12 protein-coding genes and 3 pseudogenes are annotated in these 23,211 nt (G+C 58.1%); 11 read left to right on the top strand and 4 right to left on the bottom strand.

Annotation, left to right across the window (positions count from 1 at the left end):
• Positions 1-910 precede the first annotated feature (910 nt).
• The 3 genes and pseudogenes from HAP48_RS11180 to HAP48_RS11170 all read left to right on the top strand — a co-directional run.
• A pseudogene (locus HAP48_RS11180) lies at positions 911-1,165 on the top strand (transposase); the annotation flags it as partial.
• Between the two features lie 238 nt (positions 1,166-1,403).
• Complete coding sequence (locus tag HAP48_RS11175) at positions 1,404-2,771, top strand: IS110 family RNA-guided transposase (protein ID WP_166204212.1); 1,368 nt, start codon at positions 1,404-1,406, stop codon at positions 2,769-2,771.
• Positions 2,772-3,671 (top strand): annotated as a pseudogene (locus HAP48_RS11170) (IS3 family transposase); the annotation flags it as partial. It abuts the gene before it with no gap.
• 39 nt (positions 3,672-3,710) lie between these two features.
• Here the strand turns inward: HAP48_RS11170 and HAP48_RS11165 are convergent.
• Complete coding sequence (locus tag HAP48_RS11165) at positions 3,711-6,485, bottom strand: DEAD/DEAH box helicase (protein ID WP_224497017.1); 2,775 nt, start codon at positions 6,483-6,485, stop codon at positions 3,711-3,713.
• On the opposite strand from HAP48_RS11165, the gene HAP48_RS11160 reads away from it, so the two are divergent.
• Positions 6,485-7,393: a hypothetical protein gene (locus tag HAP48_RS11160; protein ID WP_175612336.1), complete on the top strand. Its 909-nt coding sequence runs from the start codon at positions 6,485-6,487 to the stop codon at positions 7,391-7,393. The two genes, HAP48_RS11165 and HAP48_RS11160, sit on opposite strands and share 1 nt — an antisense overlap.
• A 761-nt stretch (positions 7,394-8,154) precedes the next feature.
• On the opposite strand, the gene HAP48_RS11155 is transcribed toward HAP48_RS11160, so the two are convergent.
• Together HAP48_RS11155 and HAP48_RS11150 are read right to left on the bottom strand one after the other, a co-directional pair.
• Complete coding sequence (locus tag HAP48_RS11155) at positions 8,155-9,438, bottom strand: DUF2130 domain-containing protein (RefSeq protein WP_166216572.1); 1,284 nt, start codon at positions 9,436-9,438, stop codon at positions 8,155-8,157.
• Between the two features lie 797 nt (positions 9,439-10,235).
• A pseudogene (locus HAP48_RS11150) lies at positions 10,236-11,581 on the bottom strand (IS1380-like element ISBdi2 family transposase).
• A 129-nt stretch (positions 11,582-11,710) separates the two neighbouring features.
• On the opposite strand from HAP48_RS11150, the gene HAP48_RS11145 reads away from it, so the two are divergent.
• From HAP48_RS11145 to HAP48_RS11120, 6 genes are all read left to right on the top strand, one after another.
• Complete coding sequence (locus HAP48_RS11145; RefSeq protein ID WP_166213744.1) at positions 11,711-14,083, top strand: ABC-three component system protein; 2,373 nt, start codon at positions 11,711-11,713, stop codon at positions 14,081-14,083.
• A 164-nt stretch (positions 14,084-14,247) separates the two neighbouring features.
• Positions 14,248-14,727 carry an ABC-three component system middle component 1 gene (locus HAP48_RS11140; protein ID WP_166213745.1) on the top strand — a complete coding sequence of 160 codons (480 nt, stop codon included), beginning with the start codon at positions 14,248-14,250 and terminating at the stop codon, positions 14,725-14,727.
• A complete protein-coding gene (locus HAP48_RS11135; protein WP_166213746.1) occupies positions 14,724-17,846 on the top strand; it encodes an AAA family ATPase in 3,123 nt (1,040 codons plus the stop codon). The genes HAP48_RS11140 and HAP48_RS11135 overlap by 4 nt, the downstream gene beginning before the upstream one ends.
• A gap of 198 nt (positions 17,847-18,044) precedes the next feature.
• Positions 18,045-19,007 carry a hypothetical protein gene (locus HAP48_RS11130; protein ID WP_166213747.1) on the top strand — a complete coding sequence of 321 codons (963 nt, stop codon included), beginning with the start codon at positions 18,045-18,047 and terminating at the stop codon, positions 19,005-19,007.
• Positions 19,008-19,636: 629 nt separating this feature from the next.
• Positions 19,637-20,032 (top strand): hypothetical protein, encoded by a 396-nt coding sequence (locus tag HAP48_RS11125; RefSeq protein ID WP_166213748.1) that lies wholly within the window; start codon positions 19,637-19,639, stop codon positions 20,030-20,032.
• Positions 20,033-20,121: 89 nt separating this feature from the next.
• Positions 20,122-20,763, top strand: coding sequence for a hypothetical protein (locus HAP48_RS11120; RefSeq protein ID WP_166213749.1), 642 nt, complete (start codon positions 20,122-20,124; stop codon positions 20,761-20,763).
• 568 nt (positions 20,764-21,331) lie between these two features.
• Here the strand turns inward: HAP48_RS11120 and HAP48_RS11115 are convergent.
• Positions 21,332-21,931, bottom strand: coding sequence for a hypothetical protein (locus tag HAP48_RS11115; RefSeq protein WP_166213750.1), 600 nt, complete (start codon positions 21,929-21,931; stop codon positions 21,332-21,334).
• A gap of 594 nt (positions 21,932-22,525) precedes the next feature.
• On the opposite strand from HAP48_RS11115, the gene HAP48_RS11110 reads away from it, so the two are divergent.
• Positions 22,526-23,170 (top strand): M48 family metalloprotease, encoded by a 645-nt coding sequence (locus HAP48_RS11110; RefSeq protein WP_166213751.1) that lies wholly within the window; start codon positions 22,526-22,528, stop codon positions 23,168-23,170.
• Positions 23,171-23,211 lie beyond the last annotated feature (41 nt).

The following is a 23,211-nucleotide window of genomic DNA, read 5'->3' as shown; positions in this document are numbered from 1 at the left end:
TGGGTCGCTGTCGATCGAGAGTCCAAGTGGTATGTCGGACGAGTAACCAAAGTTGCATCGAATCCCTCTGCTTGGCACGTCGCAGAGAACAACGGTCAGAAAGGTTGGCACGGCGCAACTTCATTGCGATTTCTCAAACACAAGGCTCCTCATCTGCTCAGTGGCCCCTATAGTCCGCAATTCATCGACACCATTTCCGTAAAAGCCGCCCCGAGGACGACACGGATCGCAAAGTTCAGGCCTGTCGTTAAAGGTATTAAAGAGCAAACACTTTCATTCATGGAAGGACAAAGGGTCATAGGCTCCGCTAGCATCAAGCCTAACGAGTGGTGGATGGGGACTATAGTGTCCGTAAGGCGTGATAAGGGCATAACGATCATCCAGTTCGACAATGGAAAGAGACTCGGTTCGCCGCGAGCTATTCATGATTTTCGGCCAATTACTCCAATCTTTACGGGTCAGAGCGGGCCTTACACGCTGGCGCAAGCCGAGCGCATCTGGAAAAAATACAGGCTCACTGATTAAGCCGGCTGCCCATGTAGCCGGTTCGGCATGCGCAGGCGTGGCAAGCCGCTGGTATCAATGTTCGCACAAGTCCGGCAAGATCATGAGTTAAGTTGCGACAGCTGGCTGCCGCCAGCAACATCCGACTGATAAGGTTTTCGCTGAAAGCTTATCAGTTTACGCAGCGTACCGACGCAAGAGGCGGACGGATGTGAATGAAAGCTTGCTACATTTTGCTTAGAAATCACGATTGAGGCGTGGTTTTCACGTCAGAAGCGACTTACGTCTTCGAAGAGCTTGGGCCTCCGGTGGCCGATCACCGATGATGACTCATGACTGTGCGGAATGAGCTGCTGCCGGTTTGATGGACACCGAGATTAGGTGTTTCATGAAGCCGGAGGTGGCGATGAAAAGACGGAAGTTCAGCCGCGAGTTCAAGGTCGAGGCGGTCAAGCTGGTGCGGCAACGTGGGGTGTCGGTGGCGCAAGCTGGCCGTGACCTGGATGTTCATGAGAATGTTCTCCGCAAATGGGTGAAGGAGTTGGGCTCCGACCCGGCGCAAGCCTTTCCCGGCCACGGGCAGATGAAGCCGGAGCAGCAGGAGATCGAGCGGCTGCGCCGTGAGGTCGCCAAGCTGAAGGCCGAGCGGGATATCCTAAAAAACTGTCCAGCGCCGTGGCGTGCCTGCGCGGGGTAGAAACAGCCTTGTGCTATCGTCTGAGGCCGGGAGGGTAGCGGCCGTCAGCTTATTGGAGGCACTGTCCCCGTTAAAAAACGTGGTCCATGGGTGCATGCGGACTTGAGAGTGGTGACGGCGCTCCGGCGGCGATCCCGATTAGGAAGATGACAAATTGGCATAACCCAGACCCTCCTGCCCATGATTGGACGGAGGACCCGCAATGCTCAAGACGACAACTGCAGATCGCCCGGAATTGAAGCCAGTCAACGTCGGGGCGGCTGCCATCGACATCGGATCAAAGATGCACATGGCCGCCGTGAACCCGGCCTGCACCGATGTCCCAGTGCGCACGTTCAGCACGTTCACACAGGACCTGCATAGTCTGGCGGACTGGTTCAAGACATGCGGTGTGACCAGCGTCGCGATGGAATCCACTGGCGTCTATTGGATCCCGGTCTACGAGATTCTGGAGCAGCGCGGGTTCGAGGTCATTCTGGTCAACGCGCGGTATGCCAAGAATGTGCCCGGGCGCAAGACCGATGTCAGCGATGCTGCGTGGTTACGCCAGCTTCATTCCTATGGGCTGTTACGCGGCAGCTTCCGTCCCGATGCCGAGATTGCGACCCTGCGCGCTTATCTGCGCCAGCGGGAGCGGCTGGTTGAATATGCTGCCGCCCATATCCAGCACATGCAGAAGGCTCTGATGGAGATGAACCTGCAGCTCCATCATGTCGTCTCGGATATCACCGGAGCGACTGGTATGCGGATTATCCGAGCCATTGTTGCAGGCGAGCGCAATCCCGACGTTCTGGCAACCTATCGAGACGTGCGCTGCCATTCTTCAACGGAGACGATCCGCGCGGCGCTGATCGGCAACGACCGGGAGGAACATGTCTTCGCTCTGACCCAATCGCTGGAACTCTACGACATCTACCAGGCGAAGATGCTGGACTGCGACCGCAAGCTCGAAGTCTTGATCGCCGCGCTTAGCAACAGAGAAGCAAAGCCGGTCGGAAAGCTATCCCAGCCACGCGTAAAGACCAAGCAGGTCAACACACCCACCTTCGATGTCAGGACCGCGCTGTACGGTGTGCTCGGCGTTGATCTGACTGAGATCCATGGGCTGGGTCCGTCACTCGCATTGAAGCTCGTCGGCGAGTGCGGCAAGGATCTGAGGGCGTGGCCAACCGCCAAGCACTTCACCTCTTGGCTCTGCCTCGCACCCGGCAACAAAATCTCCGGTGGCAAGGTACTATCTTCACGCACGCGGAGATCCTCCAGCCGGGCAGCCGCACTACTGCGATTGGCAGCCACAACCGTGGGGCGGAGCGATACGGCGCTCGGAGCATTCTATCGCCGGCTGTCCTCACGCGCGGGCAAGTCGAAGGCGGTGACGGCGACCGCCCGCAAGATTGCAGTTTTATTCTACAACACACTCCGGCATGGCATGAGCTACAGGGATCCAGGTGCCGACCAATATGAGCGACAATATCGCAGCCGCGTCCTCGCTAACCTTCAGCGCCGGGCCAAATCGCTCGGCTTTGTCTTGCAGGCCATTCCGTGCAACGCCAATCAGGCTGTTTCTTAGGAAGGCCGCAGCCTACTTCGCGAAGGAAGCGACATGAAGTTCGCCTTCGTCGCGAAGCACCGGACGATCTGGCCGGTGGCATGGCTATGCGATGCGCTGGGAGTGTCGCGGTCGGGCTTCCATGCCTGGCTGAACCGCTCTCCCAGCGCCAGATCCCGCAGCGACGAGGAGCTCGGCGGCAAGGTCAAGGCCAGCTTCGCCGCCAGCGACCGCACCTATGGCGCACGCCGGGTGTGGCGTGACCTGCTCGCCGACGGGGCGGATTGCGGCCTGCACCGGATTGAGCGGCTGATGCGCCTGCAAGGCTTGCGGGCGCGGCCGCGACGTCGGCGCTTACCGAAGGACAGCGGCGATCGACAGCTCGAGACCGTACCGGCGAACCTCCTTGACCGGCAGTTCGCCGCCGAGCGGCCGAACCAGAAGTGGATCGCCGACTTCACCTATCTCTGGACGGCCGAAGGCTGGCTCTATGTCGCAGCGGTGATCGACCTGTTCTCACGCCGCGTGGTGGGCTGGTCGATGAGTGCCGCCATGACGGCACAGCTCGTGACGGACGCATTGTTGATGGCCGTCTGGCGGCGCGGCAAGCCGGATGCGCTGTTGCATCACTCCGACCAGGGCAGCCAGTACACCAGCGAGCAGTTCCAGCGCCTGATGGCCGACCACGGCATCGTTTGCAGCATGAGCCGCTCCGGCAACGTCTGGGACAACGCGGCGATGGAGAGCTTCTTCTCCTCGCTCAAGACCGAGCGTACGGCCAACAAGATTTATCAAACCAGAGATGAGGCACGCGCCGATGTGTTCGACTACATCGAACGATTTTACAACACGACCCGCAGGCACTCGACCATCGGCTATCTCAGCCCGGTTGAGTTCGAGCGCAAGGTGGGATTAGCTTAAGCGGGTGTCCATCAAACCGGCAGCAGCTCAGAACGCATTTCAGAGTCTGCGGGCCCGTGTCGCGGCGACGGCGTCATCAGATGGAGAAGCTGCAAGGTCGGGCACCACTTTGAGAGGATATTGACCCACAGGACGGGCACTTTCGACAGAGATGCTTCCTCCCGCTCTCGCGACCAGGGATTGCAACCGCTCAAACTCGCTGCACCAGATCGTTTCCATATCCTTATCCCGTCCAGTATCGCGTGCATCGGCCGGATTTCCAATGCCGACTGCTCTCACCTGCATAACGTCAGCCTGGGATCCGCTAGATAGTTCGACGCCATATCCGGGATTAGCAGGTTTTCGGAGAACGACCCGGCCGCCCGACACCCAAGCCGTCATCATGCCCTCGGATACCTCGTAACCGAGGTTCGCGAGCCCCGCCAAGATGGCGCGGCGCCGCTCCTCCGCAGCCATGGAGCGGACTTCGGCCTCGATCAGAAAATCGGCGCGTTTGACCAGCTCCTGGTCATTGCTGCCGGCCTTCGCAATGGCCCGCTCGATCTCGACGCGCAGCGCGGCCGCTTCGGCCGATTTCATCTCCGACAGTTCGGCATGCCGCTCAGCAAGATCCCGTTCGAGGCGCGCGCGCGCGCGTCCGGTCTTGATCGCGGAGTTAAGATCGAGGAGCAGGCTGTCGGCAACAAGAGCCTGCCGGGCGCGCGGCTCGGCCTCGAGAGCCGCGATCCGAGCGGAAAAAGGACTGGGATCGATCCCAAGGCCAGCAAGTTCGCCGACGAGCTTGTCCACCTTCAAAAGCGCCTGGTCGTCGCTTGCGCCAGTTTGCTGGGAAGTCCACTCCTCGAGCGTGATACGACGGTCGCCGGCACCGAGCCGGTCGGCGAGCGCCCGCTGACGCTCGGTGACGCCTTCGGAGCGGTCGGTTGGCTGAAGCAGCATCAGCCCCTTGCTTACAGCCTTGTTGAGACTCTCGACGGACGCCGCGGGGGTCGTAAGCTCTCGTCGAAGATCGATCGGGATCTCGATGTGGGAAGCTTCGAACTTCGCGAGCAGTGCCTGGGCGGCGGACTTGGCACGCCTCTGATCGCCCTTGATGATGTCGCGCTCGTCGCCCTGAACGTTCTCCACGTTCTTGACGAAGAAACCCATATCCTCGCCGCCTTCGACGCGCTCACGCTCCCGCATCAAGGCATCACGAAACGCTTCGTCGTTTTCGGCGCGATCTTCCAGCGCGTCCTCGATTGCGTCCGCCTGCTTGCGATTGAATGTCACGACACCGACTGATGGCGGAGAAGCGTCTTCCCAGAGGCCGCTGAGATACTCCACCACATCGGAGGCTTCCTTGGGATTGGTCTGGCTCTTGTAGATGCCGTCCGAGCGGAGAACCTCGATAGGCTTGATCCTCCGGATTGTTTCGTCGGGGTGGCGAACCGGCACGCTGAGTCCGTTTGCGTAGAACGAAGCGTTCGAAAACGAGATGAGCTCGCGGTATTTCGAACGATAGTGGACCTGCAGGGTTCGGCTTTGGAGAGCGGAGCGGGCAAGCTGGAGCAGGTCGGGACAATCCTTGATCTCCCGCCTATTCCACGTTTCCGCGAAGGCTTCGCGCTCCTCTTCGGTCGCTTCCTCTTCCGGCTCCTCGCCATCGAAGATTGCCGCTTCGTCATTCTCGACCTTGCTCGCGAAGAATGTCGTGGGCGGCATCTGCTTCTCGTCGCCGCTCACGATCACGATCTTGCTCCGGAATAGCGATGGCAACGCGTATTCCACCGGCATCTGGGAGGCCTCGTCGAAAATGACGGTATCGAACGTGCCGGGACGCGCCTGCAGCACCCGGCTCGCGATGTCGGGAGTCATCAGCCAAACCGGTCGTAGCGCGAAAAGGCCGAGCGGAGCGGCTTTCTCGATGAACTCTCGAAGTCGCAACGCCCTCGGACCGCGAAGTCGAGTGATCGGTTCCCACTCTCGCGTCGGGTGGACGCGGCTGACGTCGATGCCGTGGATCAGAAGCTCCCTATTGCAATCCCTGATCTGCGCGTCGGCTTCGGCGAGCGACGTCACCTTCGCTTCGACCGCTCCGCTATCGAGGAGTACCTCCGGATTGGCGGCTTCCATCGCGCTCTTCCAGGCCAGTCGCGCCTGCCGCCCGATGGTTGCCCGGATGCAAGAATCAAGATCACCGGTACCGACCAGCGAGAGTTCAGCTTCCTTCGAGCGAAGAGTGCGGAAGATGGCGCGTTCCTTATCGCCGAGACGAACGGAGCGTAGCCGAAATTCCTGGTATGGCACCAGCATCGGTAACGCTTGGAGTATTTCGGCGAGGGCGGCCCCGTTGGACCGGCCGCCGTCGATCGTCGCGCGTCGCGATTCGATCCAAGCCGCGTCAACATATCGGGCGAGATCATCCAGCGCCGCATGACTTTGCTGCCGGACATCCTGCCTTCGGAGGGCGCGATCCGCTCGCCCGAAGAACCAGTCGATCCCTTCGACCTTGCCGGTCGTGGCTGCCCGGTCGAGCTCAGCCCGGTTGGGGCAATCGTCGATGACGATCACGAGGTTGTGGACGACCGCAAGTATCGAATGCAGGTTCCTGGAAAATTCGGCGAGTTTGCCGGGAGCAACGTCGTGATCGGGAGCCTTGCCGAAAAGCGCGGTGAGATATCCCGCCAACTGCATTCTTAGCGGCCTGAGCACCAACTCCAGTTCGGCCCCGCGATGGAAGGACGAGATGGCTCGGTCGTCGTTGGCAAAGCTCATGGTCGTCAGCAGAGCGCGAAGACGACGTTTTTGAAGCCAACGCATGGGATTGATCATTGCCAATCCCTTCGCTGGCTGGAGGACCGCTGCCGCCAGTTCCGAAGCGGATCTTAGCTCGTCGTCTTGGATACCCACCAGTTTCCGAACCTGCTCTGGCTGGTGGGCAAAACGGTCCTCGTTGGGTTTTCCTCTCTCCCGAGCTCGCGATCGACGACATCATCAAGTCGAAATTCTCCGGCGAGGACGTGACGACCGACCGAGTTCGAACGCATCGGGCCCTGATAAGAGGTGAGTACGACCGGTTCAGCGAGCGGGAGAACGAGTTCATCTCGAATCTCTTCCAGACCAATCCACAGAAGCCTGGCCCGCCGCTATTGGGCTATTACATCTTGTGGATTCTCCGTCGCCAGATGCACAACGCGCGTAACAATCAAGATGAGAATGTTGAGGCGGCGCACTGGTCGGTCTCGAATCTCGTGCAGTTCTTCGAAGGATGTGGCGTCGCCGAGGAGTTGGTCGTTACCGCGGTCAATCGGCTCTACGACCGCCGCCTGGTTGAGGCGCTTGATCCGAACGTTCAATACGTGACGCTCGCCGACAAAGTGGCCATCAAGGAGAGTGGCATCGCTCACCTGGAGCTGTTGCTCACGTCGCCCGTATATATTGATCAGATGGGGCTGGTCACTGGGATCAACGAACCGTTCGCGCGCGACGAAATCAAGAAGTCACTTACCAACAGCCGGTTCGACGATATTCGGATTCAGTTTCTCCGCTACATCCTCAAGATTGACGCGGGCCGCATCACCATCCCGCCCAATGAGCTGTATGAGCAGGTGCAGTTGGCACGCAAACAGATTGAGCGCCTTACGCTACAGCCTGTTCGGCCATCTCGTAGACCGGACAAGCCAACCCGTGCGCCCATCAAGGGAAAACATTTCAGATGGGGCTGGGGTCCGAAGCGCTAGCCAACCGGCTGGCGCTGGAACCGCCTTAGACGCTCGACCGCTCCTTCTTCAGAACCGGCCGTGAAGATCCAGCAACAGCGGGCCTCATGGACAACCTCGCGACACTTGAAGCAGTCTGCAGTCTCTCGCTCGCTATTCGCTCTGGAATCGCCAGATTGAAACATCAGGACGTGGTTGAGCGCGCCGCAGTTGTTGCATGTCGCTGTCGTGAATTCTTCGTACATCGCCATCCTCCGACTAGGAGGAAGATGCGGCGCTCGATGCGTGGCCGAAACAAGGCAGCCGCTGATTCATACCTCATTTTCCGGTGCGTATAGTGGGGCTAACGCTTTCGCTGCGTGCTGGCTTTTTGTTATCGCGCATTTCGCGAAGTCTCAGTTCGACCTCTGACACCTTGTCATCAAACGCTTATTGAAGATAATCCCAACGTTCGCGGACGACCGCAGGGGACGCGGGCTTGTTTAATTGGCTTTGGTGGTTTGGACCTAGCTGGTGGTGGTAGCTGGGCCAGTACGTCTACCAGCGGCCTAAACTCTCCCCGAAACAGCTCGCTGCCCTTCGACGTCCAGCGCTATTCATGGATTGGGGGGAGTACCAAGAGCGACAAGGCCGTCTCTTGCATGGAATAGCCGGTCGAGCAGGCAATGCTCAAGGGGAAGCGCGGCAGGGAATTTTGGTGGGTGGCTCCCGTAGCGTTCCATCGATGAGCTGATCGAAGTCCGCGGGGGGAAAGAGATTAGATCCTTACGTCAGTGTCTAGCTTATCCAACCTTCCTTTGAAGGTCGGTTGTATCCTCCAACAGTGGCATGTCTAAGCTCGGAATCTCCGGCATCGACCTACCGGCAATCGCCTGCAAATCGCCGACCATGCCAACTGTGGAGTCGAGCACAGATAGAATTTGTGTTTCTCGCTTGGCCCACTGACGCCCCATGAATTTGCGTTCTTTGTCGAGGTCGTCGCGCATATCGTTGAATTTCTCGACAACGGCGTCCACGCGTTGTCTAAACTTGGTACCGGTCAGATAATGGTAGACCTGCTCCATCTTCGTTTGTTGACCCTGTTGGACCAATCGCGAGCTAGTTACGTCAATTAGACTTTGGCGGAGGGCAACAGCCACCGGAAGAGCGCAACGAGGGTGAGCGACCCAAACACCGTCGACCAGGTCGAACTGCTCAACATGCTTGGGTAGGGCTTGAGAGACAATTAGGGCGATATCGGCACCAGATCGTCGCTGGTCGTCCCGCAATTTGGCGAGCCACCCATCACTCCAGGCCTTGGTGCGCTTTATCTCCCACAGAATGACTCCGGCCGGCTGGCCAATAGCTCCGTTTACCTGCTGCATCACATCTGCACCAAGCTCGCCTTTGCCGATTGCATCGATGGAGTCTGTGGGAAAGCGTCCGCGCAGAAGCTCCTCGAGCTCAAGTTCTAGAACCTCGCCCTGTGACTGCTGCGACCCTTGCTCCGCCTTGCGCTTCAGTTCCTCGATCGTCCGCGCCATAGATTCAATGGTCTGGTCTTTCTCTGCGACTCGCAACCGGGCAGCCTCGTCGGCCTCTTGGCGAGCTTTGGTCTGGATAGTCTCGACGGAAGCTTGCACGCGCTTTTCAACCGTCAAATCAAGCTCGCGCTTCTCTTCATCAAGTACCCGTTGCTTTCGCACTACCTCGGCCTGTGCCTGCTGCGCTTCCGCTAGCTTGACATTGTTAGTCTCAAGCGTTTGTTGAAGTTCTGCAATTTCGTTCGTCCGCGCTTGCAGGTCTGAAGCTACAGCGTCCCGTGCCTTCTTCGCCTCGGCGGCGGCCACTTGCCGGCGTTCGCTCTCCAGCCGTTGCTTGATCTGCTCTTCGACATTTGCTCGCGCTTTAGCGACTTCGTCCTGCTGTCGTCGCAACTCGTCAGCTTGGCGAGCGAATTCCGCCTCTTTTGTAGCAAGCTTCGTTTGGAAGCTGCGTCGTTCGACTTCCAACAAAGGTGCAGCAATCGATTCCGTAAGCGGAATTTGGTGACCGCACTTGGGGCAGGGGACGTGAGGTTCGTTGATGTGTGCAGCCATTGAAAATATTTGTTCCTGTTCTGTTCATTTTGGCTGAGTCCGAACTTTAGGTCAACGCTAAGTTGGATTAATCCCCAGGAGGGTCCGGAGGCGCATTTCGTCCGTACTTTGGTGCGTCGTCCGCCGCCGGGGCGTCATCCGCAGTCTGATCGTGAGTCAACAGTCGCACCTTTGGCCTAGTATGCACCAAAGGTTGCTCTTGCGTCAGGACTCGCGTTGTTAGATTTTCGAGGGAGGGAATGAGGATGAATATTCGCGTTTGAGGGCCGGGGCCGGCCCAAAGCTGATTGTGCTGACCACGTAATTGCAGTCGACAGCGACGTCGTTTCTGGCGTGGACGAAGGGAATCGGTCGGGCGACCGCTGGCCTTAAGTCGCAGTGCTAAATTCCGTCGGATAAGGGCTGCGGGCGCTCGCTCTGGAGGATACCGACCTGAAACTCCATGGTTCTGTGCTTGCCATAAAAAGTGGCGGGCTGTTGATGACTAGGCAATTTGCGTGCTCTGGACGAACGAGCACAAAAACGGGGGATTCGCATGGCGGAAAAAGCTACAGCTTCGTGGGCGTATGTCGGGGGGCGGCCTTTCACTACGAGTAGAAATGATCTGTTGTCGATCTAGCCCGTCCTATTCGTGAGAGTGCTTTTTTTAGTCCGATTGATGTGGCCGCACATCTGCTCTGACGAGGCGCGCGGGATTGCCTTCGGCTTTTCACCGCCTGACGACCGGTACTTTGCAACGCGCTTGAGGGATGGGTTGGGCGAACGGGGGGCGGACGCCCCGCCGGTCAAGGACCGAGCGGCAGCAGCGCGCCTGGCAAGCCGCGGATCAGGTCGGCTTCGGGACATGCCGCGGCAAACGCAAGGCGAATGCGGCTCGTGGTCTCGACGACACGGGCAGCGAGTTTCAAGAGACGAAGACGCAGCGTCGCGAACTCGGCTGTGGCCAATTCCCGGGCTTTGGGAATCGCGTCGCGCACGGTCAGCATCAGCCAATAAGCGGCGGTGTGGAGAACGAGGCGGACTTGATTGGCGAGCGCCGAACGGCAGCTGGTGCGGTCGGAGGCGAGCTGTGTCTTATGCAGCTTGATCAGATTCTCGGCTTGGCCGCGCGCGCAATACAGGCTGTCGTAGATCCACTCGGCCGAGCCGACATCGAGGCTGGTGACGACGAAACGGATGTCGAGGCCGAGCATCGTCGCCTCAAACGGGCGACGGTACGCCGTTCGCGATCCCAGGACTTTGCCTTGTGGCGCGTCTCGGTATAGCCACGCAGAACCGGCAGGTTCTCGATGGCGCGTCGCGTGCGGATGTCGTCGGCGGCCTCGTCGAGTTTTCTGGCGAGCGGCTTGGTGCCGGACAGACCGAAGATGTAGTCGATGCCGTTGGTCTCGCACCACGCCATTGCCTCCGGCCGGGCATAGTGCCCGTCGCCACGGAACGTAATTCGCGTGTTGTTGTGCCACCGCGTCCGGATATGCCGTACCAGGCGGCGCAGATGGGCACGCACCTCGACGCCGCCCGGCGTCTTGCCGGGCCGCAGCACGACCGCCACGGGCCGGCTCTTCTCCGTGTCGTAGACGTGGATCGGCAGGAAGCAGCGTTCGTCATAATGAGCGTTGAACAGCGAGAGCTGCTGATGGCCGTGGACGACATCGCAGGTATCATCGATGTCGAGCGTGACGGATGCCGGCTCGCGCGGGTAGCTATCCATCCATGCGTCGACCAAAATGTAGGTCAGTCGGATCACGTCGCGCAGGCGCGGAGCATTCTCCAGCCGCGACAGCGTCAGTTGGGAACACAAATCCCGGCCCGTGTCCGGCAGCCGACCGCAGGCCAGCTTGAATGCCGGATCGGACCGCAGATGATCAAGGTCGTCGGCGTCCTCGTAGCCGCAGCAGATCGCGAACATGCGCGCGCGGAACATATCGACCAGGCTGTGCACGACCCGCGTCGGATCGCGCCGATCCGGGAACACCCGGGCCAAATTGTCGGCCAAGCCGAGACGCCGCTCGGCCATCGCCAGAAGCATCACGCCCCCGTTCGAGGTCAGCCGACCGCCATCGAAGGCAGCTGTGACTTTCTTGGCGTGAACGGCTGGAAACGAGAAGGGCAGAATCGTATCATCGGTCATGGCGGGCGTGGCGTTCGCGGTTGAGGTGATGGGGTTGGCTTTGCAACCGAATCCTACGCCGCATCAGCGCTTTACACCACGCTCGCCAGCCTCTCAGGCGCCCTCTGACGAATAAGACGGGCTAGTTCTATGGCTGCCGGGCTTCCTTTTGATGATTGGCTTCTCGTAACGGAGAGTTCAGCCGACGTTGGCCTTCACTTCGTCGGCACATTTGATCGGCGGATCACGTTCTATTCACAACAGGTGCGGGCGCTCCGGCTGGTGCATGCGTTGAGCCGCTCCGGAAAATTGAAGTCCACTGATTACGTCGCCGTGGTCGGCGCGGGCGCGGCTGGCGTTACGGCTGCCTTAGGATTAGCGCTACTCGGCAACGACGTGACGCTGTATGATACGGCCGGGGCGATCCTGCAGTTGCAAAGTGCGTCACCGCGACTTCTGCACCCTCACATCTACGAATGGCCTCGGTTGGGATCCTTGGATAACCGCGCGGGTCTACCAATTTTGGATTGGTCCGCTAATAATGGGGGTGCAGTCTGCGCTCAGCTCCAGGCGGATTTCTATGCCGCAAAAACGCGCCTGCAGAATTTTTATTTCAAATCTGGCCATCGCTTAGTCTCGCTTGAAAGAATAGCGCCCCGCTGGCGGCTTGGTCTGGAGGCGGACGGCGCAGTCCACCACCGAGAGTTTGATCGCGTCGTGCTTGCGATCGGCTTCGGTGATGAGATTCCTTGTGGCGCTGCGATCCCTCTTCACTATTGGAAGCAAAATTCCACGGGCTCGGTTGGCGCTGAGCCATACAGCCCAACGACCTATATCGTCAGTGGTAATGGCGACGGCGGGCTGACCGACCTGCTGAACCTCTTGATTCACAATTTCGAGCACGTCGGCTTTACGCGCCGCTTCCTAGACTATTTTCGCGATGACGCTCTTCGAGCCGCCACTGAATCCGCCTGTGCCGGCGTTGCGGTTGGTGGCGATCTTGAAGCGGCCTTCACTACGCATCTCCTACCTTTGTTTGAAGCGCGGGGCGTCCTCGACCGGCTCAGTCAACTGTTGCGATCCGACCGAAAAGTCACGATCAATAGCTCTGGCCCGTTGTTTGCTGCAGGAAAGGCGGCGCAACTGAATCAGGTTATGGCTTTCGCGGTCCTTGAAGCGGCAAAGCAAGCGGCTCGACCGGTCCAGCGAAGCTCGGGCCTTGTCACCGACGTAACCGCGAGCGTCGGACGATTTCAAGTCGGCGGCCTGCATGTCGACGGTGCGCCATTTGCCGATGCACTCGATCATGTGGTTCTTCGACACGGTCCTAATCGCTCGTTGCGCTATCAGGCTGTCGGCTCCTACTTCGAAACGTACAGAGCGCATATGACCGCGCTATTTGCGTCGCGCCCTGACCTTATCGCGCCTCCGGTGCTCGATCCTGAAACGTATGATTTTTTCGGAGCGCTTCGCATCTCAAAGCTCGAAGATCACGCGTCGCAGCTAACCTCCAGTACGAGCGTCGCCACCGCCAAGGCAACGATAATTCTTGGGGTCGATCCGGCTGCCCACGCTCCCATCGAGCGGGGAAGCCGGCGTCTTCTGGACGTAGCCGTTCAATGTGAGCGGTTGCCCACCAATATTATTCTGCACCTCGCTGCCACTCCAGCGAAGATTCCGGGCTCGGCTGACATTGTTCGTCTGGCGTTGGCCAGTGGTGGTCGTATCGTCCTCTCCGCCGATCCTGACGCTCTAGACGACTGGCAAACATTGGTGCCGGCGATTAGTGCGGCCCCGGTCGCGCTCTCGCACTACCCAGCTCTGGCCCTAGAAGTAAACGGTTTAGAGGAGGCGATTGACGCTTGCCTGCTGCGCCTTCTGGGACAGCGAATCGAATTAGTCGTCGAAAGTCACCAGTGCGAAAGCCTTGGCCCGATTAGCGCATCGATCGCTGGCGCGATCGGGCCTACATGGACGGCATGGCACGCTTCATTGAGTGCGGACAAAGCACTCTGCGGCGCATTTCTCCGGTGGCTCGCCAATGTGGAGCAACACCAGCGTTCGCCATGGAATGGCGATCATGCTTATATTAAACATCTGGCTACGGCACTTGTCATGATGTTGGCAACCCATCATGGCGAACCACTTGAGCCCGCTATGGTTGACCGCGGCAATCTCCAATTCAGCCAAAACGCGGTCGCGCTAGGCTCTGGATGCCAGTTGGTTGGCCAGCAACCAATCGCAATATGGAACCAGCCTGACCAGTGGGGTGTCGATGCGCTAATACTATCGGGATCGGCAGAAGTTGAGGTAATGGATCCACCGGGGCGCATACTCGATGGTGGCAAGCCGGCCATGGGAATGGCGGCGGCGAGACGGGTCCGTCCCGTCGTAATCCGCAACGACAGGCAATGGCGTGGCCGCCTGATCAACGACCTTGCCGCCTGGAAAGCTGTAGTAGAAGCGGAATTTGCTGACCTGCGCAGTCGACAAGACGCGGAACTGAAGGAGCTCACGAAGTGACTCCCGAGATACTCAAGGACAGGCTCGTTGGGTCAGCCGAGGCAATCGGTTGGCCCACCACGATCGAACCAGATTTTGCGTCTCCGAGATTCAGAGGACGTCAGGACGCTTCTGTGACGTCGCTCCCGGCAACCAAAATCGGGCTACGGCTAGGTGCGTATCCCGTGCTGGTCGCACCAATTGCCTTGAAGAGCCGCGATGACATTCAGACCTCTCTGAAGGCGCTGCATAACCAGATGGTAATCGCCCGTTCCTACATGCGCGCTGAGGAAGTAATCAATGCGCACATCATGTTGTGCGTAACGGAGGCTGATCCCAAGGCCGACTGGCGCGGCATAATGGACTTGGCTGAAAGGGACGAGACCGTCTGCCGGAAAGTCGTTTGGATGCCCGATACAGATGCGATCGATGCTTCATACGAGGCGTTCCTTGCTAGGACATTCCTCGCCCAGCCCTGGCGATCGCTCCAAGCGGTCCTCAACGCTCCACTAGACCATAACCAGGGCCTCGCTGAGCGTATCCTTGAGAGGCACGGACTCTCCGCGGCTGCAGCGAAGCGTTGGGTTGAACTGGCCGAGGCTTACAAAGATGATCCTGACGCGTTGATCCCGCAGTTGATCGCAGCCCGGGAGGAACTCGGATGACTTCACTCTATCTGAAGCGCGTATCGCTTCGTCAATTCCGAAGCTTCGCCGCGCTCGATGTTGAGTTGCCCGCTCAGCCCGGGGTGCTGATCGTTCATGGCAGCAACGGCCTTGGGAAATCCTCTCTTTTTGATGCGCTCGAATGGGCGCTCTCCGATCGAATCGATCACTTCCGTGACGCAAATGGAGTCAACAAACCGGGTACCTACCTATGCCGCTGGCGTGAGGGACAACCTGGACCCACCAGCGCGACAATGACATTCTCGGATGACAGCACCATTACCCGAAGCCTGTTGTCAGCAAAGTCAACAAAATCGCAGCTCGCCGGCAATGTAGCCGACATCACGGCCTTTCTGCGCGCACCGGCCTGGCAGCAAGGCATTTCCGAGCTACAACGCTATCTTTTACTGACCCATTTTCTCGGGCAATCGACCATATCACGTCTGACGTATCGCAAATCTACTGAGCGGTTTGATATTCTTAAAGAGGCTGCGCAGAGTACGGCAATTGAGGCCATCGCCAACTCTCTCCATGGACAAGGCAATAACACCGTTGTCCGTGCATATGCTCGGCGAAGTGACATGGCCGAGCGTGATGCTAAAAACCTGGATGTCCTTCTCGAGCAGGAAACTACGCTATGGTCTGAATCACAGATTTCAGGCGCGATCGATGACGCCAGTGCAAGCATCGAGGCTCTTCGAATCGCAGAGGAATTGACAAGGGCGCAGGTCCGCGATCAGTCCTCTCGCAACATTTTGGATGTTGAGATCGACCCCACGATCGAGCGGCTGCAGGCGGCGGCAGACCAGATTGTACGCGACTGTCTTGCGGAAGAGGCCCAGTTAGAAGAGGGAAGGCGGCTCTTTGGTGAGCGTCAACAGGCCTTGGCAGACATTGCCGAAATAACAGCGTCACGCGCCGCCACACAGACGCGATTCGAAGAGCTTGGCACCGAATATGAGCAAGCCGTGCGAGCCAGGGGTGTTTGCCGGGGGGATGTTGCGACGCGTGAGGAGGCGTTGGCTGAGGCAACCGCTGCTGTTTCGAGGTTGCGGGCCTTGAGTGACGCGCGCGCTCTAGTCGCAAGGCTGACGACCGAACATCGCGACACTGTGTCCGCGCGGATGACGGCCGAGCAAGCCAAAATCGCAGCGGAGCGCGATGTCACATTGGCCGAGCGCAAGCGCCAAATTTTACGGCGAATAACCGTCGAGATCGATCAATGCGATGAGGAGCTTGATCGCCTGCGCAGCAACTTGACGACGATGGACCGAGCGATCGCGTCAGACGAGCGCATTCGCCACCAGTCGGAATTGCTTGCCAAACTCAACACTGTAAACCCGGACATCGATATGGCAGTGGAACGCGCCGAAGCAGCCGTTGCAGCGGCTATTGACAGCGTCCGCGCCCAGGCCTCAGTTGTTGAGGGACTTCGAAATACGGTCGACGCTATGTCGAACGCCATCGCGTCGATCGCAGCCCACTTGCCGGCCGATGCATGCGACTGTCCGGTTTGCGCGACTCCTTTTGACAGTGCGTCGGCATTGCAAGCACGAGTCTCAACCGCAGCACAACGTCTCGCGCCAGCGCTCCTGGCCCAGGAGGAAGCGCTTAGGACCTTGTTGGCCGATCGCGACAGCCGAGCGACCCAACTCCAGCGATTGCGGACGGCGCAGTCGGATATCCGCGCGGCCAGCGCCGCGCTGAACTCTGAGCGAGAGCAACGTGCCCAACTGCTCGCGCGTCTCGATGGCGGCTCAACTGAAGAATCCACCTCGCTTGCTGCGAAACGGGCGCAGTTGGCCGATCGCATCGAGGCGTTGAGTACGAAGCGTCGCCGCAAGACGCGTTGGCAAACACATCGATCCCTTAGTGGTTCGTCGTCGGACACCGAGCATTCGCGCGCTGTCCGAGCGCGCGACGCAGCCCAACGCGCGCTCGATGCGAGCCTTCGCTCGTCGGCTGCTCTGGCTGCTGCTCTCGATCGTGCAAAGGCCGACGAGACGAATGCAAGTACGGCAGTGGACGCGAGTCGCGCAATTGGCCTCGACGAACTCCCTTTATTGCTCCGGGAAGCAGAGGCGACCTTGCGTCTCGTTCGGGAAGCCCTCAGCGGGGCGAGGAGAGCGCTTGCCGAAGCAGATGCGACCGTTGCCACCCTTACAGCGGAGCAAGCCGGACTGTTGGCGCGCTTCGCGGAGTTCGATTCCAGAATTGGAGCACTCAATCAGACGCAGCGCAGAATCAGCGATGGTTGGCGGGCCCTTCAGCGTTATGGGTCCGATCCCGATCTCGCTCTCGTCCAGGCTGCCGAGCGTCGCCTTGCGGCTTCAAGGTTGGCGGTCAAGCAAGCGGCAGGTCGGCTCGCGCGTCTGCGCGATGGGCGCCTCGCTTGGTCGCGGCAAATCAACCATCGCGCTTTGCTTGAGCAAATCCGTGAGCTCGTTGATGGTCCACCGAATGGAACGCGAGAAGAGTGGCTGACAATCGCCACCTCGCTTCGAGATCAAAGGGAGGCGGAGGTCGAGGCGATCCAAGAAGTTAAGGAGATCGCGAAGGCTGCGAGCGCCGATATCACCACCGAGTTGGAAGGTTTCAATTCTGAATACATCAAGCCCCTCGGGTTCTTGATGTCGCGGATCAACCAGGCGATTCTGTGTGACCCCCGCGTCGGCATTGACCTTCACGTAAAAAAGAAAAAGATCGAGCAGAGCGCGGTTAAAAATGGGGAAGTTCCTAGCGCGATCGGAGAAATCGATCCGGTGCTCGTGCACAGTGAGGGACAGATGGCTGCGCTCGCAGTCAGTATGCTGTGTGCTGCGAGCTTGACGTTTCCATGGTCGCGTTGGAAGGCGCTCGTTCTCGACGATCCACTACAACACAACGATTCGATCCACGCCGCGGCCTTTGCCGATCTGATCGGAAATCTTGTGAGTGCCGAGGGTTATCAGATTTTGCTGTCGACCCATGATGTTGCCCAAGCGGAATTTCTACAGCGTAAGTTTCGTTCTCGCTTTATTCCATGCACAATGTTGAACTTGCTGGGTCTTGGTAAGGATGGCGTCGAGTGGGTCGTCCAGTCCTCTACTTCGATTGGCAGTCAAATAGCGTCAGCGTGATCCGGTTTGCGGACATGGTGCGCATTTGTCTTGGCAGATAAGATCTGGTCGCAATCGGAGTCATTGGTCAAATGATAAGGTTTCTAACAAGAGCCTATCAGTGGCTGCGGTCGGATTCGATGCTCGTTAGTGCGTGAGGGCGAGGATCGTCACTCGAAGGGCCGAGACGCCTAAACATCGTTTTTCGCGAGGATCGTGATGACCGCAAAGGCCAAAAAGGTGTCTTCGCCGGCTGCACAGCAGGATCAGGTTATTGGCTTTGAACTCTCGCCCGCCCTGGTGGCGTTTCGACGAACCGCTGGCGATGCGAACCGCCATCTCAATACGCTGCTTGTAGCGATCGAAACCCTAACGAGCACCACGCCAATCAAACCCAAGGGGTTGGCCGTTCCGTGGACCAAGCCCGGTGTAAAAAAAGAATGGGATGATAGCCGCGATTACGTCCTGAAGGGCTGCATGGTCGCGTTGGTAGACGGGCTCGATCAGTACATGCGGGTCTTATCCCGTATCCCGGGTCTGACTGCGCCAGAGCTCAATGACACGCTGAACGGTCGTAAGGAACCTGGCGACCAACGACGACCAACCGTGGCCGAACGGCTCGAAGCTTTGGCAAGCCATTACCCGAAAACGGTTCCGAAAGAATATATCGCGGCGCTCTATCTGCTGGTGACGTGGCGAAACCAGTTTGTGCATCGCGACTATCGTTTTGATCTGGGCCTTTCCATCCGCAAGACGTTGACCGGGGCCGCGCCAGGTTTCGCCAAAGGCTTCCAGGGGACAGACATCACGAGTGCATTGAAACGCTTCGGATCTCGGGAGCCGCCCTCGCTAAACGATCTTGCGTTTCTCATTGCTATTGCCCAGCGGACGGTGCGCCTTATGGATGAGCATCTGCTACAGCTCCAGAATGGTGCGGACTACGCGACGGCACTCATGCGCTACCTAATCGCGTCAAGCGAGGACCCAAAAGCATTTGTCGAAGACACGTGGATGTACGGCGGTAACCGGTCTGCAGGACGAGTACATGCTCTATTCCTCGACAACGGAGGCAATCACGATCCCGATCGGTCGCCCAACGCGCCCAGTATCACCCGCAAGAAGCTGAACGATCTCTTCGCTTTTGGGCGCGTCAGGGCACGGCACCTGTTTGGCTCTGTTTAACCAGGGAAGATAGCGGTGCGACAGCGCAGCGGGCGCGCCGGGAGAGATGATGCCCGGATTCGGGGCAGTGATAGCGACGCCGCAAGGTGGCGGCCCCTTCGCGCAAGTGCCTCCGGCGAGCGACACGACGTTCCTTGTGGCGCCGCTTCGCGAGGCGGCTATCCCGCATTTCACGGGATGAGGGCTTTTCTGTCAGTCGTCCCGCGGTTTAGTGAAGGCATGACTGAGAACGACCGCTCATCAGCATTCGGAAACTGCGTCTCAGGCGACGCTCTTTCGCGCCTTGAGGAGAGCCGGAAGCTCACAAGGAGGACAGTACTTTGATCGGCTGGGAGCGAGAACCCTTTGAGCTAATTAACGAGGGACATTTTCGGGTTACGAATCCGGGGCCATTGCATGCGCCAATTCACAGCCTCTCCATTCGTTGAAATGAAAAGCTCAACATCATTCTGGAGACGCGGGCACCCACCGACGCGCAATCATTGGCGCCAAACGTCCCTTCGGGGACCGTTCGCCTGAATACCGATGTCGCGGAGCTAACAAATAATGCTGGCACTAGAGTTGTGCTCAGTGGCATCCAACCCTACTCCGTCAGGACGTCGCACCATCATGCGGAGAATCAGCTCGACTTGATTGAAGAGACGCGCGTGCATCGAATAGATGCGATTATCGACGCCAACACGAAACCCGCATACACGATCGATTGGCTGGACAACGTTCCAGATTTATTTCATTGGCCGGACACAATTAGGAGGAAAGTATCAACAGCTAGGCCGAGGCGGATCGTCGAAAATGACGATGGCATAACCCTGACCAGCTCCGAAGGCAACGAGGGCTTCGGTAGACGCGCCGCGAAGCTCTTAGTGGCTGGCAAGAAGGCGTTTTTCTGTGCGCTGGATCGAAAGGAAGTCAGTGACCATCAAAGACCGGGGTGCATCGTCTATCTCGGAACTCCCGACCAGCAGTTTCGCAAACGAATGAGAATGCCCTTTCGTTCGCGCTTGGCGCCTTTCTCGTCGACCTAGGGAGTGTCGCTTACACAGAAGACTGGAAGGTCCATTCGTTTCGATTGAATGATGCTTACAGTATTGGAAGAGCAGTATTCGAGTTGCCGGTGCTCCATCCCGCGCCGTTGCATATGAATTGGCAGCACGGTATAGACCGCGTTCGCCTCAACCGTGTACTGAATGCCATTGTCGAGAAGTATGATGAGCTAGATTTTGGAAATCTAGAATGGGCTTACTGGCATGCCTTATGCGCGGCACCGCATATTGTTGGCGTCCATTTCGGTGCTGCCATCGACGCGTTGCAGCGGCGGTACATCGCAGCTGGTCCAATGAAGGTCCAGACAAAAATAATCGCCGATCGGCCTCTCTGGAAGAGTTTCAGCGACGAGATCGACGGCGTGATAGCTCGATCGCCTCTGCCTGACGAAAGCAAAGCCGCCCTCCGCGAGAATATCGGCTCACTGAACAGGGTGCATCAGAAAGCCAAAATGGAAGCGCTTTTGCGAGAAATCGGCATCGAGCTTGGACCAGAGGAGGCGCTCGCCTGGAAACGCCGGAACGATGCAGCTCATGGCAACGAAATGGAAGCCGGAGGCGAGCTGTCCCTAATTCAAGATAACAAGTTGCTAAAAGTTGTCTTTCATCGAATGTTGTTGCGGATCATCAGCGCAAGCGATCTATACTTTGATTACGCAACACCCGGTTTTCCCATGCGTTGTCTTGCTGATCCGGCGGCGCAGGGTACTTAGTGTGCGGACAAAGCCTCGGAGGTGTAACGATCCTGACGTAAGCCCGGATGAGCGCCGCTGTTCCTTTCGCCATTCACGCATCTCGAACCTTTTCCGGTAATGATTTCGAGGATCCGCACATACGAAACAGAGCCGAGCTTCGCGTGGGCAGTCAGTCGGTATGCGGCCAGAATAGAGGGCGATGAGTTTAAGCAGTGACGGATCAACAAAAAGCAACAACTCTGGTGCTATCGTTTAATTGGTCCAGCTCCGGCGAATGACAGGAGCGCCCGATATCCGGGCCTCGAAGCGGCATCGACGAACATGTAATCTATCGCAATCCGCGCGAGCTGTGGTTCCTACGCATGCTTCCTTGCTTCCAGACGGGGCAGGCGGAGGAGACACCGGAGAAGCTATTGTCGTTGTCGGCATTAAGATAACGCCTCATGAGACCGTCGTTCGACTGATAAGGTTTGGTCGCAAAGCTTATCAGTTTTGGCCGTGTCTTCTCATATGAATGGGTCAGTTGGGAGACTGTTGCTGCTGGCGATCCAGCCCGTGCTTCTGCGGCTCGATGCCGAGCTAGGCTCTACGGTCCGCCCTTTGCGGGGGAAGGAGCACCAAGGCCCCCCATAGGAAGGGTGGGAATCGGCGGGGATACCGAATTGCTGTGATCCACCATTGGTTCAATTCTATAGACGTATATTACGAAGACCAGAAAGAAACAGAACGATATCAGCAGAATGAAAAGGCCCGTTATGGATGATTTCAAAACGAGCCGATTGCGCTCTAGGGTTAGTTCACCACCGTTATTGTTGCCCAAACTGGCTTGATAGGCGACTGCGAGTCGATACGACGCCCAGAGCTGAAAGCCAGCCAGCATCACGCCGGAAAGTGTAACTGCCACAACCATCCACATCAGCACGCCACTGGTTCGGTACTGTTGGAAGAAGTTCAGCTTCCGAAGGGCGAAGTCACTCAGCAACCCCTGAGACTGAATCAACGAATAGCAATGGTCACGCGCATCGCGAGCGGTTTCGGAAGTCGGGGGATTTTTCTGACCAAAGAGAGCTAGTGTATCGGCCACGCACTGGCTCATTGAAGGCAAGTCTGGCTGCTTTTCAACAAATGGCTGGCTGGAGGAATGCCCGACAAACAGACCGATCAGCAATCCAGCAACCGCAGTCAAAACCAAGAATCCATATAGCGCAACTGACCTTTCATGAAGGTTTCGAAGCGGGGTACCTGCGTCATCGCCCGTGCCGGCCGGGTGATCCTGCGTGATGGGGGCGTTGTGTGTGGTCGATGAATCTGGCTTCAAACGGTGCGCCCTGCATATTCAGCGCAGTGACATGATGACCCCGGCGCAATTGGTGCGTTCCCACGGACCGCACATAGTCCCCTCGGTGTTTCGCACCACGCATAGAACCCATTTGGTGGGAGAGACGGTAAGACGTTAAAGCCAATAGGTGCGCCGCCACGAAGGATGGCGGAATTGCCAGATTGACATAGGCCAGGTGCAGCCCTGGCAACGCTCAATATGGCAATGAGAACTATCCGCAAAATCAATCGCACAAAAGCCCCCCTAACACGCGCGCAGCGCGCCGAGCAATCTCAGAGACTTAAATATGTTTTCGTTGTGCAAGTCGCAGGATACTCTCTGCGCTAGAAAATGGCAACCATTCAGGGTAGGGAGAAAACTATGAGATTCATCTGCACTGGAGCAGGCTGCCTTGTGGCTCTCCTTTGTTGGAGCTCGGCTTTATCGCAATCGACGCAACGCGTGACGATCGGGAAGGATGTCTTCGCCTTCCACGAGGAAAAATTCCGGGACCTCAACATGAAAATGGAAGCTGCTATCGTGAGTGACGTCGAAATCCTTGTTGAACTGGTGGGGCTTCCCAACACCACCAAGATAAATGCGTTGCGGTTGCAGATACGAAGGATACTAGGATTGAACAACGCCGCTGCACTCGAAGGAGAAGGCTATCGAACTATCGCCTATGATCCAGATTGGGCCGCGGGCGATACACCAGGGTTTTATTTAGTCCTGGGACATGAAGCCGGACATCACTTTTGCGGACATTCCGTCGGCGACGTTCGCAGGAACCGCTGGCAGATTGAATTAGAGGCCGATCAGTTCGGCGGCGCGTCTATCAAGCGATTTGAGGTGTATCATGGCCGAAGTTTGTTTGGTCAAGTGTTCGCTACCGCTGCTTCCAAATATGCAGAGCAGGGCTCGTCCTTGTATCCACCGCGTGCGTTGCGGCTCGAAGCTCTCAAGCGCGGGTACGAACAAGGTTCACAATGTGGCGGCCTAGCGCCGGTTGTGGAGGGTGGCTTCAGTCCTGGCGCGCGTACTACTGGGCCCCCAACTCCGTGCCGGCCGGTACGGACGGGACCAACTTCCTACGCGTGTGAGCATTGAGGAATCCAGAGACGGAGCGCTGACTGATAAGCAAATGGCAA

The sequence above is a fragment of the Bradyrhizobium septentrionale genome (genome assembly GCF_011516645.4).
GTDB classification, from domain to species: domain Bacteria; phylum Pseudomonadota; class Alphaproteobacteria; order Rhizobiales; family Xanthobacteraceae; genus Bradyrhizobium; species Bradyrhizobium septentrionale.
The sequence above is the reverse complement of the archived record's forward strand: the minus strand, read 5'-3'. Positions and strand labels throughout refer to the sequence as shown.

Coding starts and splice junctions, on each gene's coding strand:
- HAP48_RS11175 (WP_166204212.1), top strand. CDS start 1,404: ATGCTCAAGACGACAACTGCAGATCGCCCGGAATTGAAGCCAGTCAAC.
- HAP48_RS11165 (WP_224497017.1), bottom strand. CDS start 6,485: ATGATCAATCCCATGCGTTGGCTTCAAAAACGTCGTCTTCGCGCTCTG.
- HAP48_RS11145 (WP_166213744.1), top strand. CDS start 11,711: ATGGCTGCCGGGCTTCCTTTTGATGATTGGCTTCTCGTAACGGAGAGT.
- HAP48_RS11135 (WP_166213746.1), top strand. CDS start 14,724: ATGACTTCACTCTATCTGAAGCGCGTATCGCTTCGTCAATTCCGAAGC.
- HAP48_RS11130 (WP_166213747.1), top strand. CDS start 18,045: ATGACCGCAAAGGCCAAAAAGGTGTCTTCGCCGGCTGCACAGCAGGAT.